We start from the raw sequence: 12,965 nt of genomic DNA, 5'->3' as shown, positions 1-12,965 counted from the left end.
CCGGCAGCCGCCCGTCCGGCATCCGCTCGCCCGGCATCTCCTCGCAGCGAAGGACCGCGCACCATGACGTCCCCGACGCCGATCCTGGTCACCGCCCCGAACTTCCGTGACGCGGGTGGGCACGCCACCGCCGACGGCCGCAAGGTGCGCACCGGCCTCGTGTACCGCTCCGACGGCCTGGGCGAGGTGGATGCCGCGGACGCCGCGACGCTGCTGCGGCTGGGTATCGGCCTGGTGATCGACCTGCGTTCGGACACCGAGCGCGACCGCGAGCCGGACCGGGTGCCGGCGGGCGCCGAGCTGTTGATCGCGGACGTGATGGGGCGGCAGAACGACGAGCTGTTCGGCGAGGTGTTCGCCGACCCCGACCGGGCGGGCGAACTGCTCGGCGGCACCGCCGGGCGCGACCTGATGTGCGAGGTGTACCGGCGCTTCGTGACCACCGAGGGCGCCCGGGCCGCCTACCGCGAGGTGTTCGCGCGGATGGCGGCCGTCGAAGTGCCGACGGTTTTCCACTGTTCGCAGGGCAAGGACCGGACCGGGTGGACCTCGGCGGTGCTGCTGACCCTGCTCGGGGTGCCGCGGGCGACCATCGTCGAGGACTACCTGGCCAGCGCGAAGCACCTGGAGGGCAAGAACGGCGAGATTCTCCGGCACATCGCCGAGCGCGGCTTCGACCCGGCGCACCTCAAGCCGGTCTTCGACGTGCACGAGGACTACCTGAACACGGCGTTCGCGGCGGCGGAGGAACGGTACGGGTCGGTCGAGGGCTATGTGCGCGAGGGCCTGGGGCTGACCGACGCGGAGGTCGCACGGTTGCGGGACCGGTTGTCGACGCACTGACACGCTCGTCGCCGTGCGCCGGGGGTGGGCCGGATCGGGCCGGTGCCCCCGGCGGTGCGCGATTGCATCAGCCGCGCGGCGGGCCCCAGGGCGGCGGGGGCCGGTGGTGGCCGGACGGTGGCCGCTGCCAGGCCGGGTGTTGTTGCGGATCGGGCGCCCGGTACGGCGGAGCCGGCGCGCCGGGCAAGCCGGGCGGGAAGAATCCCTGCGGGGGCTGCGGCTGCCACGGGGCGGCCTGGTTCGGGAACAGCGGCATCGGCGGCGGGACCGGCTCCGGCCGGCGGGTCGGATGCGGTCCGCCGCGGAAGGTGACGCCGTAGCGGCTGCGCACCCGGCGGATCTCCCACAGCGACATCACGGTGATGGTGACCGGGCCGCCGAGCGTGCCGATCAGCCGTACCCCGGTCGGCAACGCGCCCTTGCCGCCGCCGTCGCCGAGGTCGACCAGCGCGCCGCACCAGGAGAGCCAGGGCGCGATCACCGCGGGCAACAACGGGTGTCCGTCCACGGCGCGGAACAGGTGCTGCGGAATCGCCCGGACCGCGAGGAACCAGAAGCGCAACACCCACACGGACACGGCCAGGCCGAGCACCGTCAGGAAGAACGAACCCACGTCGGCACCCGCGTTGATCTGTTGGGAGCCGTACGCCAGCGCGGTCAGGCCGCCGAGCGTGGCCACCGAGACGACCACGAACAGGCCGAGCGAACGCAGCGGCAACATCAGGCTCTTGCGCGTCTGGGCCCGCACGTCCGAGCGGGTCAGCCCGACGATGATCGCCACCGCGATCGGGCACGCGATGATCGCCACGAACACGGACGCGACGAAACTCGCCATCCAGCCCTGGGCGGCGTCCTCGCCGCCACCGTAGGTCACCGCGATCCAGACCAGTACGCCGAGACCCAGCCAGGACCGGATCGCGCGCACCCGCTCCAGGGTCACGTCCCGCCCGATCAGCCGATAGTCCGGCACGAAGTAACGCTCGGCGACTCGCTTCGGCAGCGGAATCCAGCCGAAGGCGAACATCGCCTTGCGTTCGACTCCGGCGGATCCGGGCGGATGGAACGACTGCGTCACAAGCACGCCTTCCTCGACGACGCGCCCCCGTACAGGCGCCGACTCGCCCCGATGCTAGGGGGTGTCGTCGTCGGCTCGGCCGCCGAGCGCGACCCGCAACGCGTCGGCGATCGGCCGGATTTCGCTCAGCGAACCATCCGCCACGGCGATGATCAGGTCGAACACCGCGTCCTCGTCGAGGAGTCCGACCTCGACGCCGTTGTATTCGAGGAACACCGCGGCGGCCACCAACCCGGTGCGCTTGTTGCCGTCCAGGAACGGGTGATTGGCCACGATCGAGTGCAACAACGCGGCGGCCTTGGCCCACGGGTCGGGATAGGCATCGACCCCGAACGCACTCGCCCCGGGCCGGGCCACCCCCGACTCGATCAACCCGACGTCACGAATCCCGGGATTCCCGGTCGTCTCCTCGGCCACGGCGATCGCATCGGCGGCAGTCAGCAAATACACGTCGCTCACGCCTCCTTCAGCCGGCGCAACAACTCCGGATGCCGCTCGGCGAACCGCCGAGCCAAGTCGCGAACCCGCGCGGCCGCCTGCGACTGCTGCTCCCGCTCACCCATGCGCGCGGCCGCCTGCGACTGCTGCTCCTGCTCACCCATGCGCGCACCCTACGACCCCACCACCCGCCGCACGAAGCCGTTTTCCGCACGCCGGGCGTGCCGGGGACGCGCCGAGGGTCCTCACTTCTTCGACCAGTTCCGCTGCGGGAGTTCGGTACGGCCCTGCGGGGTGTCGGGGTTGGCGCGGAGCAGGATCGCGATGGGGAAGACGTCCTTGGGGATGTCGAACCACAGGTCTTCGACCAGGGTGTCGGAGGCACCGAGGGTGAACTCGCGGAGTTGGCGCTTGATCTCCATCGACTCCAGGTCCATGCCCGGGCGGCTGCCGTCCGGCAGGACCAGGCGCTGCTCCAGGTTGGCGATCTGCACGGTGGCCAGCGAGCGGTTGGCGATGGAAACCTTGACCCGGCACAGGCGGCCCTGGGCGAAGTGCTCGGCGTGAGTGCCGGTGATCCACTCGATACCGCAGGTCAGGCCCTGCACGGTGAACGTCGCGGGCCCACTGAGCACGTCCGGGGCCTTGACCGGTATCTCCCACTCGCGCATGGTCATCTTCAGCGGCTTGTCCTTCTCCGGCCAGTACAGCGCCGCAGCGCCCGCGGCCAGCCCCGCGCCGATCAGCAGCCCGAGCACGAACCCGATCGCGATCCACTGCCGAATCCGCCGCCGGCACCGGAGTTGCCCGACCACCTCGCCGCGTAACTCCCCTACCTTGCGCCCCACCACACCCATCCGTCGCCCCCGTCCGCGCGTCCAGGGCCGCATCGTATGGGCGCGCTCCCACCCTTGACGAGAGATATCCGCGCCGAGCCCGATTCACTCCTTCGGGGCGCGGCCGTGCTCGATCAGGGTGGCCGCCGCGCGGATGATGGCGGTGTCGAGCGGGGCGAGCGGGGTGGGAATCGCGTTTTCGGTGGGCGGGACGAACCAGACCAGGGACCCGGTCTCACCGCGCGGCGGCGGGAAGGTGACCCACGCCCCCAGGCCGTGCCGACTGGGGCCGCGGTGGTCGCGCAGACGCGTGCGGGCAGGCGAGGTGACCGGGACCAGGAAGCCCATCTTGGCGCAGCGCCGGTCGTGGATCACCGGCCCGACCCGAACTCCCGCGGCCCGCAGGTGCTTCACCACCTCCCGCCCCAACCGCGCATCGATCTCGATCACGTCGAAGGTCTGCCCGGCTGCGACCAGGCGCGGAGCGTACGGATTGCCGGCCGAGCCGGCGGAGTCGGTCATGGCACTGCACACCTTCATCGGGTCGTGGCGGACCCCCGCGAACTCCATCCCAACCCGTCGGACCCGACCGTGGGTGCCACACTCACGAGTTGATGCACTTGCGTCACCTGTTCGGCCCATCCGAAACCGCAAGGCCCACCGAGACCCGTCGGTTCGGGTACGGCTCGCGGTAGGGATCGACCCGGTTCCGCCGACGAAGCGCACGCGGGCGACCGGGAGTCGTCGGCGGGCCGGCGATGGGCCGGGCTACGGCGTGCGGCCTGCCTGGACCAGGCCCGATTCGTAGGCGAAGACGACCGCCTGGGCCCGGTCGCGGACGCCGAGTTTGGCGAAGAGGCCGGTGGCGTGGTTCTTGACGGTCTGCACGCCGATGCTCATCGCCTGGGCGATCTCGGCGTTGTCCAGGCCCGCCGCGATCGACCGCAGCACCTCCACCTCGCGCGGGGTCAGGTCGCGCAACGCGGTCGTCGAGGGTTGCGGGGCCGAAGGGGCCTTGACGAAGGACTCGATCAGCCGGGTCAACAACCTCGGCGCGACCGCGGCCTCGCCCAGGTGCACGGTGTAGACCGCCGCGATCAGGTCCTCGGGCGAGACGTCCTTGGGCAGGAAGCCGATCGCGCCCGCACGCAGCGCGCCGATCACGTACTCGTCCATGTCGAACGTGCTCAGCGCGAGCACCCGGCACTCGGGCAGTTCCTCGGTCAGCCGCGCGGTGGCCTTGACGCCGTCCAGCACCGGCATCCGGATGTCCATCAGGATCACGTTCGGGCGCAGCCGGTGCGCCTCCTCGATCGCCTGGGCGCCGTCGCCCACCTCGCCGATCACCTCGATGCCGGGGTCGGAGCGCAGGATCAGGGCCAGCCCCCGACGTACGAGCGGTTGATCATCCGCGAGCAGCACGGTGATCGGGGATGCGTCCACGCTCATCTGGGTTCCGGTCCTCTCCTGGTTCCATCGGCAGCAGCGGCACGAGCGCGACCACGCGGTACCCGCCGCCGGGTCGCCTGCCCGCCTCCAGCGTGCCGCCATGTACGGCGACGCGCTCGCGCATACCCAGGAGACCGTACCCGCCGCCGGGCATCGTCGGCGCACCGCCGTCGCCGTCGTCGCAGATCTCCACCACGACCCGGTCCGATCCGTACTCCAGCCGCACGAAGGCGCGCGCGTCGCCCGCGTGTTTGCGCGCGTTGGTCAGCGCCTCCTGCACGATCCGGTACAACGTGAGCGCGGTGGCCGGCGGCAGCGCCCGCGGCTCGCCGAGTTCCTCGTACTCGACGGGCAGACCGGCCGCGCGCGACTCGGTGATCAACCGGTCGATCTGTTCGATGCCGGGCTGCGGCTCCGCGGGCGCCTCCTCGGCGACGTCCGTGCCGCGCAGCACGCACAACAACTGGCGCATCTCGTGCAGCGCCGTGCGGCCGGACGACTCCAGCGTGACCAGCGCACCCCGGGCGGTCTGCGGATCGTGGGCCAGGGTGGCCCGCGCGCCGCCGGAGAGCAGATACATCGTGGTGATGTGGTGCGCCACGATGTCGTGCAGTTCGCGGGCGATCCGCCGGCGCTCCTCGGTCACCGCCCGGTCCGCCAACAGTTGTCGGTTCTGCTCCACCTGGTCCCGCCACCGGCGCACGCCGATACCGGCCGCGCTCGCGACACAGATCGCGAGCAGATAGGTGAGCATCGCCGTCGGCAGCGACCAGCCGATCCGAACGCTGCCCGCCACCTGACTCGCCCACGTCGCCGCACCGGCGACGGCGACCACCCGCGGGGGTCGGTAGCGGGCCACCGAGTACAGCCCGACCGTGATCGACAGGCCGAAGTTGTACGTGGTCGGCGGGACCGTGACGACCAGCGCCAGGTACGACGCGGCCACCGCGAGCAGCACCTGCACCGGATACCGGCGGCGCCCGATCGTCGCCGCGCCGCCCGCCACGAGCAGCAGCAGCGCGAGCACGATCGCCCGCGGCCCGCGGTCGTGATCGGCCGCCAGGAACGAGGCGACGTCGGCCGCGGCGCAGCCGAGCGCGATCAGCAGGTCGTCGCGCCGCCGCGGGAAGACCCGGCGCCCGTCCGCCGCACCGCGATGGTCGACGCCCATCCGCAGACCTCCTTCGTGGTTCCGCATGGTTCGTATCGACCCATTCCATCCTCTGCGCCCCCTTTCCTGAACCTCATCGAAGACGATCCCCGGCCCCGGACCCCAGTCCTGGTTGCGCGGTACTCCCGGACCGAGGTCCCGGTCCACAGCCGTTCCCGCGGTCGATGTCCGCAGGGGGGTGCGCGTGATGACCTTGAGTCAATCCGGAGTTCCCGTATCGAGCTCCCGCGTTTCGACCCGCCGGCGGAGAAGGAAAATGATCCGTAGAACAACCGCGTTCGCCACTCGTCATCGATGGATGACCATTATCGTCTGGGCGGTATTCGGTCTCGCTCTGACCGCCGTCGGGCAACCATTGATGAACAGCGTCACCGATTCTTCGACCGGCGACTTCCTGCCGAAGAAATACGACTCGGCAGCGGCTCTCCAGATCGCCGAGAAGAAGTTCGACGAAAAGCCGGACCCGAATATGGTGACCGTGCTGGTGGCCCGTGCGGACGGCGCCAAGATCGGCCCGGCGGACCAGAAGAAGGTCGCCGACACCGCGGCGGCGCTGGCCGGGAAGAAGATCGAGGCGGAGCCGGAGCAGTTCGCCAAGGACTTCTCGCAGACCCCGCGCTACACCCCCGGGGTGGTGGCTCCGGACGGGACGTTCCAGCTCGTCTCGATGTCCTTGAGCGGCAATATGAACGACGTCGGTCTCCAGGACGTCTATCGGGATGCCCGTGATCTGGCGAAGACCGATTACGAGGCCGCCGGATTCCGGATCGGATTCACCGGTGGTCTCGCGACCACGATCGACAACATGGACGAGACGGAGGACACCGAGGCCCTCGTCGGCATGTTGACGATGGGTCTGATCATCCTGCTGAACGTGGTGGTCTTCCGCAGTGTCCTGGCCGCTCTGTTGCCGCTGCTCGCGGTGACGATGATCGGCGGTGTGGCCACCGGCGCGGTGGCCGGCAGCGCGAAGCTGTTGGACATCAAGCTGGACCCGTCCGTGCCGTCGCTGATCACCGTGGTGCTCCTGGGTATCGGCATCGACTACTTCCTGTTCCTGATGTTCCGCTTCCGCGAGCAACTGCGCGCCAACCCCGATCAGGACAAGCGCGAGGCCGCCAGGATCACCGCCGGCAAGGTGGGCAACGCGATCACCTGCGCGGCGCTGACCATCGTGGCGGCGTTCGCCACCCTGGGCATCGCCAGCTTCGGTCAGTTCAAGGTGCTCGGCCCGGCCATCGCGGTCTCGGTGCTGGTGGCCCTGCTCGGCAGCCTGACCCTGATGCCCGCGCTGCTCGCGGTCACCGGTCGTGGGATGTTCTGGCCGGCCCGGGCCTGGAAGAAGGAGCGCCCGGCGGGCTTCGCCGCCCGACTGGGTGAGCAGGTCAGCGCCCGTCCGGTGCGCTGCCTGGTCGGCAGCCTGGTCCTGCTGGGCGCGCTCGGCGCCGGTGTGGTCGGCGTCAAGATGAGCTACGACCAGGAGGGGCAGCCCACCACCAACGCGACCAGGACCGCCGACGAGATCTCCCGCTCGCTCCCGGCGGGCGTGTCCGACCCGCACACCGTCTACGTGCAGACCAAGGCCGGCGGCAAGCTCGACGCCCGCTCGCTGACCGGGCTGACCGGTGCGCTGGGCAAGGTCGAGGGTGTCGGCCAGGTCGCCAAGCCGATCCTCAACCCGGACGGTTCGGCCGCTCGGATCGATGTGTTCCTGGCCGCGAAGGCCGACTCGCAGAAGGCGCGTGACCTGATCACCGGCCCGGTCCGGGGCACCATCGCGAAGAACACCCCGACCGGCGCCGAGGCGCACATCACCGGAACGGCGGCGATCTTCGCCGACGTGTCGGCCTCGGTGAACAAGGACCTCAAGCTGGTCTTCCCGGTGGCTGCGATCCTGATCGCGCTGATCCTGTTCCTGTTGCTGCGCTCGCTGCTGGCGCCGCTCGTGCTGATGCTCGCGGTCGGATTGGGCTTCGTGGCCACCCTGGGCGCCGGCACGCTGGTCTTCCAGCACATGATCGGCCGGCCCGGTGTCTCCTTCACCCTGCCGCTGGTGTTGTTCCTGTTCGTGGTCGCGCTGGGCACCGACTACAACATCCTGATGAGCGACCGGCTCCGTGAGGAGATGGACAAGCCCATCCCGGCCCGCAAGGCGGTGGCCAAGGCGGTCGAGCACACCGCGCCCGCGATCGCCACGGCCGGACTCGTCCTGGCCGGCTCGTTCGCCAGCCTGGCGGCCAGCCCCGCGACCGCCGAGATCGGCTTCGCCACCGCGGTGGGCATCCTGCTCTCCTCGATGTTGCTCTCCGTCGTCCTGGTGCCCTCGATCGCCGCGATCCTGGGCCGGGGCCTGTGGTGGCCGCGCCGAGGCGGCAAGACCAAAGGGCACGGCGGCGGGACGGGCACGCCCGAGGCGTACGACCACCAGGACCGCACGCTGGTGACCGAGCCGCAGATGGCCGGCGGCTACGGGCCCACGCCGTACCAGGGACAGCAGAACTACCAGGCGCAGCAGCCCTACCCCGGGCAGCAGCCGTACCCGGGACAGCAGCCCTACCCCGGGCAGCCGTACCCGCAGCACTACCGCCCGGACCAGCCGCACGGCTGACCGAGCCGCGGGCTCGCCCCCGCAACGCGACACCCGACCCGAAGGGGGCGGCGCCGGTGACCCGGCACCGCCCCCTTCGGGCGTACACGTCCCGCGATGCGGGGCGAAGGAACGATCGAGCCGATCAGCTCGCCGCCGTCCAGCCCGCCCAGTCCATCGACCAACCGCTCCAGCCGTTGTCGGCGGCGATCACCTTGTCGGGCGAGTTGACCACCTCGACCACGTCGCCGATCAGGGATTCCTTGTAGAACCACGCGGCGGCCATGTTCGGGTCGCCGCCGCCCTTGACGTCCTGCAGGCTCACGCAGCCGTGGCTGGTGTTCTCCTTGCCGAACGGTGGCGGGTCACGCCAGTAGTTGCCGTGCACGTAGGTGCCGCTGACGCTCAGCCGCATGCCGTGCGGCACGTCCTTGATGTCGTACACGCCCTTGCCCAGGCCCACCGTCTGGGAGTCCATGTGCACGGTGGCTTCCTTGGACATGATGGTCATCTTGCCGTTGTACGTGGTGTTCTCCGGGTCGCCCAGGCTGGCCGGCAGCTTCTTGAGCAGCGCGCCGTCCCGGGTGACGGTCAGCGTGTGCGCGCTGTTGTCGGCGACGCTGGTCTGCGCCCGGCCGACGGTGAAGGAGACCTCCTTCTTCTGCTTGCCGTAGACGCCCGGCGAGGTCTGCTTGCCGTCCAGGTCCAGGTGCAGGGTCACCTTCGTGCCGGGCTTCCAGTACTGCTCCGGGCGGAAGTCCAGCCGCTGGTTGCCGAACCAGTGCCCCTTGACCTCGACCGCGGGCTCCGCGGTGACGGTGACGGACCGGTTCACCACCGCCTTGTCCTTGACCGGCTTGGTGAACTCCAGCGAGACGATCATGCCGACGCCGTACGTCTCGTTCGCGTCGATGTTGAACACGCCGTAGTTGGTGTTCTCCGGGGTCAACGTGGTGAACGAGGACTGCAGCGCGGAGACCAGCCCGGCGGCGTCGGTCGCGGTCGCGGACACCGCGTACTTGGTGCCGGTCTGCAGCGCCGCCGAAGGCGCCCAACTGCTCCCGTCCGGCGAGATGACGCCCTCGACCGGCTTGCCGCCCTCGGAGCCGGTCACGGTGACGGCGGTCAGCTTCCCGGCACTGGCACTCACCTTCAGCACGCCGTCGGTGGCCACCGCGGTCGCGCCGTCCTTGGGGACGATGGTCACCACGGCCTGAGAGGTCTTCGGCGCGCCGTCACCGGTGGGCGCCTTGGTCTGGGCGACCGACTCGACCTTGTCGTCCTTCTTGTCCTTCTTCGCGTCCCCGCCGCCGCACGCCCCCGCGCCCAGAAGCGCGACACACACCGCGAGCGCCGGCAGGGCCCTGCGTATCCGTCGTCGCGAGCGAGGTCTCCGTGCACCCGAACCGGATGTCGCCCCTGCTGCCGTGCTGGGCATCGATCTCCCTAAGTCGCCGCTTTACCAGAGGAGATGACGATATTTCCCACCCCCGCCGTTACGAGCCGGCGGTATGAGCTGGATCACCCTCCCCGGTGCGAAACCGTACCCGCGAATCGACCGTCCACGAGTCGACCGTCCGCGAGCCGGATCCCGACGAGCGGACTCGGCGCGCGGATGCCCCGGCCCCCGCCTCACCGCGCCCACGGCCCTGTGACGCGCCTCGGGCCCCGTCGTCCCGAAGGACGGCGGGGCCCGAGGGCGTGGTCACCGCGTCAGCGCAGCGGCATGCCCTCCGGGAAGCCCTCGCTCTCCGGCGGTGCCGCGATCAGGCCGAGTTCGGCCGGGCTCGCGAGCAGCGCGTGGGTCGGCATCACCCGGACGGTGTAGCCGAACGGGCCGGTGCGATCCAGGGCCAGGGAGCCCTCGTAGAACCAGCGGCCGTGCTCGTCCCGCCGACCCGCCTTCAGCGGCGCGACCGTCGCCTCCACGATCCGGTCCGAGTCGTCGACCCGACCGTGCACGACCTGGACCTCGACGTCGACGGGCGCGAGTTCGCCCAGCGAGACGAAGACCCGCAGGTTCAGCGTGTTGCCGACCTCGGGGGCGTCCCCTATCCCGCCCGACTCCACGTGATCGACCCGTACGCCGGCCCAGGACCGCCGCACGTGTGCCTTCCACTCGGCCAACTCCCGCGCGGCCGACCCGATGATCGCCCGGCCGGCGGACGCCGCCGGCGCGTACAGCACGTCGACGTAGTCCTTGACCATCCTGTCCGCGAGCACCTTCGGGCCGAGCGTGGACAGCGTGTGCCGGACCATTTCCAGCCATCGGGTCGGCAGGCCCTCGGGCCCCCGATCGTAGAACCGGGCCGCGACCGAGTTCTCGATCAGGTCGTACAGCGCCGCCGCCTCCAGGTCGTCCCGACGGTCGACGTCGGTGATCCCGTCGGCGGTCGGGATCGCCCACCCGTTCGAGCCGTCGTACCACTCGTCCCACCACCCGTCCAGGATGGACAGGTTCAGGCAGCCGTTCAGCGCGGCCTTCATCCCGGAGGTGCCGCACGCCTCCAGCGGACGCAGCGGGTTGTTCAGCCACACGTCGCACCCGGGGTACAGGTGCTGGGCCATCGCGATGTCGTAGTCCGGCAGGAACACGATCCGGTGCCGCACGTCCTCGCGGTCGGCGAACCGCACCAGCTCCTGGATCAGCCGTTTGCCACCCTCGTCGGCCGGATGCGCCTTGCCCGCGATCACGATCTGCACCGGCCGCTCGGGGTGCAGCAACATCCCGCGCAGTCTGGCCGGATCCCGCAACATCAGGGTGAGTCGTTTGTACGACGGCACCCGCCGGGCGAACCCGATGGTCAGCACGTCCGGATCGAGCACCTGCTCGATCCAGCCCAATTCCGCGTCGCCCGCGCCACGTTGCTTCCAGGACGCGTGCAGCCGCAGGCGGGCCTCGGTGACCAGCTTCGCGCGCAGCGCCCGGCGCAGCTCCCAGAGCGAGCCCGGCGACAACCGGTCGATCGCCGCCCAGGCCGAGGGATCCTCGGTGAGTTCGACGCCGGTTTCGCGGGCCGCCAGGTCGAGCACGTCGGCATCCACCCACGTGGGCGCGTGTACGCCGTTCGTGATCGAGGTAATCGGTACCTCGGTGGTGTCGAAGCCCGGCCACAGGCCGTCGAACATGCCCCGGCTGACCCGTCCGTGCAACTTGCTCACGCCATTGGCCCGTTGGGCGAGCCGCAGCCCCATCACGGCCATGTTGAACACGCCCGGATCGCCGTCCGGGTAGGTCTCCGCGCCCAGCGCAAGGACCCGATCCACCGGAACCCCCGGACAAGCGAGGTCGCCGCCGAAATGTCGCTGGATCTGGTCGCGTCCGAACCGGTCGATGCCGGCCGGAACGGGCGTGTGCGTGGTGAACACCGTGCCCGCCCGGACGGCTTCCAGGGCCGCGTCGAAGTCCGACCCCTCGGCCTGGGTGAACTCGCGGATCCGCTCGATGCCCAGGAAGCCGGCGTGGCCCTCGTTGGTGTGGAAGACCTCGGGTGCCGGATGACCGGTGATCTCGCAAAAAGCCCGCAAAGCCCGCACCCCGCCGATGCCCAGCAGCATCTCCTGATGCAAGCGATGTTCGCTCGTGCCGCCGTACAGCCGGTCGGTCACCTCGCGTTCGGCGGGCTCGTTCTCCTCGATGTCCGAGTCCAACAGGAGCAGTGGCACCCGACCGACCTGGGCCTTCCAGATCCGCGCGTGCAACTCACCCGTCGGGAGTCCGATGACCACCCGTGCGGGTGCACCGTCGGCACCCCGAAGGAGGGTCAGTGGCAACTCGTTGGGGTCCAGCAGGGGATAGCGCTCCTGCTGCCAACCGTCCCGGGAGAGGGACTGCCGGAAGTACCCGTGGCGGTACATCAGGCCGACACCCACGATCGGCACACCCAGGTCGCTGGCGGCCTTGAGGTGGTCTCCCGCGAGGATGCCCAAACCGCCGCTGTACTGCGGAAGTGCCGCGGTGATGCCGTACTCCGGCGAGAAGTACGCGATCGCCGCCGGCGGCGCATCCGCACTTGTACCGGGCTCCGACAGGGTTTGGTACCAACGAGGTCCGGTCAGGTATTCGTGCAGGTCTTCGGCCGCCACCCGCAGTCGGGCGAGGAAGCGGCGGTCGTCGGCGAGGGCGCCGAGTTTGTCGTTCGGCACGGTGCCGAGCAGGCGGACGGGGTCTCGGCCGACCGAGGCCCAGGTGTCCGGATCGATCGACTCGAACAGGTCGCGGGTCTCCGCGTGCCAGGACCAGCGGAGGTTCATCGCCAGTTCACCCAGTGGCTCCAGCGGAGCGGGCAGAACCGTACGCACGGTGAATCTGCGGATTGCTCTCACGCTGCGACCCTAGCCGGAAGGCGGCAGAACTTGCGACAGTGGATGCAGTGCGCTTGCAAAGCCGGCAAGATCTTGCGGATGGGTCTGGGGGCGTTTTTACACCATATGGACCGTGCCCCGAGCGACTCGATGATCGTTGAACAGCCGGGTCCTTCCGTCCCGCCGTACCGCGGACACACCAGACATCCACCGTCCACGGTCGCGGGCCGGGCCCCACCCGGTCCCCGCCTGGTGGTCGCG

Annotated in this window: 11 protein-coding genes; 2 read left to right on the top strand and 9 right to left on the bottom strand. The window is 70.3% G+C overall.

Annotation, left to right across the window (positions count from 1 at the left end; translation table 11 throughout):
* Positions 1-63: 63 nt before the first annotated feature.
* The gene (locus ABZ374_RS31030; protein WP_360317275.1) at positions 64-843 is read left to right on the top strand and encodes a tyrosine-protein phosphatase; all 780 of its coding nucleotides are present in this window, start codon (positions 64-66) and stop codon (positions 841-843) included.
* Between the two features lie 67 nt (positions 844-910).
* Here ABZ374_RS31030 and ABZ374_RS31025 read toward each other — a convergent pair whose 3' ends face one another.
* The 7 genes from ABZ374_RS31025 to ABZ374_RS30995 all read right to left on the bottom strand — a co-directional run bounded on the left by ABZ374_RS31025 (position 911) and on the right by ABZ374_RS30995 (position 5,812).
* A complete protein-coding gene (locus ABZ374_RS31025) occupies positions 911-1,918 on the bottom strand; it encodes a hypothetical protein (protein ID WP_360317273.1) in 1,008 nt (335 codons plus the stop codon).
* 54 nt (positions 1,919-1,972) lie between these two features.
* A complete protein-coding gene (locus ABZ374_RS31020) occupies positions 1,973-2,377 on the bottom strand; it encodes a type II toxin-antitoxin system death-on-curing family toxin (protein ID WP_360317271.1) in 405 nt (134 codons plus the stop codon).
* Complete coding sequence (locus ABZ374_RS31015; protein WP_360317269.1) at positions 2,374-2,520, bottom strand: hypothetical protein; 147 nt, start codon at positions 2,518-2,520, stop codon at positions 2,374-2,376. The genes ABZ374_RS31020 and ABZ374_RS31015 overlap by 4 nt, the downstream gene beginning before the upstream one ends.
* Positions 2,521-2,601: 81 nt before the next feature.
* Complete coding sequence (locus ABZ374_RS31010; RefSeq protein WP_360317267.1) at positions 2,602-3,204, bottom strand: hypothetical protein; 603 nt, start codon at positions 3,202-3,204, stop codon at positions 2,602-2,604.
* A 93-nt stretch (positions 3,205-3,297) separates the two neighbouring features.
* A complete protein-coding gene (locus tag ABZ374_RS31005; protein ID WP_360317264.1) occupies positions 3,298-3,714 on the bottom strand; it encodes a hypothetical protein in 417 nt (138 codons plus the stop codon).
* A 246-nt stretch (positions 3,715-3,960) separates the two neighbouring features.
* Positions 3,961-4,641: a response regulator transcription factor gene (locus ABZ374_RS31000; protein ID WP_360317262.1), complete on the bottom strand. Its 681-nt coding sequence runs from the start codon at positions 4,639-4,641 to the stop codon at positions 3,961-3,963.
* A complete protein-coding gene (locus ABZ374_RS30995) occupies positions 4,598-5,812 on the bottom strand; it encodes a sensor histidine kinase (RefSeq protein WP_360317260.1) in 1,215 nt (404 codons plus the stop codon). Before ABZ374_RS30995 ends, ABZ374_RS31000 begins: the two co-directional genes overlap by 44 nt.
* 298 nt (positions 5,813-6,110) lie before the next feature.
* Between ABZ374_RS30995 and ABZ374_RS30990 the strand changes: the two genes are divergently transcribed.
* The gene (locus tag ABZ374_RS30990) at positions 6,111-8,420 is read left to right on the top strand and encodes an MMPL family transporter (RefSeq protein ID WP_360317258.1); all 2,310 of its coding nucleotides are present in this window, start codon (positions 6,111-6,113) and stop codon (positions 8,418-8,420) included.
* 124 nt (positions 8,421-8,544) lie between these two features.
* Here the strand turns inward: ABZ374_RS30990 and ABZ374_RS30985 are convergent, their stop codons facing one another.
* Together ABZ374_RS30985 and glgP are read right to left on the bottom strand one after the other, a co-directional pair.
* Positions 8,545-9,744 (bottom strand): Ig-like domain-containing protein, encoded by a 1,200-nt coding sequence (locus ABZ374_RS30985; RefSeq protein WP_360317256.1) that lies wholly within the window; start codon positions 9,742-9,744, stop codon positions 8,545-8,547.
* A 368-nt stretch (positions 9,745-10,112) separates the two neighbouring features.
* The gene (gene glgP, locus ABZ374_RS30980; RefSeq protein ID WP_360317253.1) at positions 10,113-12,725 is read right to left on the bottom strand and encodes an alpha-glucan family phosphorylase; all 2,613 of its coding nucleotides are present in this window, start codon (positions 12,723-12,725) and stop codon (positions 10,113-10,115) included.
* Positions 12,726-12,965 lie beyond the last annotated feature (240 nt).

It is taken from the genome of Embleya sp. NPDC005971 (assembly GCF_040629175.1).
Lineage (GTDB): Bacteria > Actinomycetota > Actinomycetes > Streptomycetales > Streptomycetaceae > Embleya.
The sequence above is the reverse complement of the archived record's forward strand: the minus strand, read 5'-3'. Positions and strand labels throughout refer to the sequence as shown.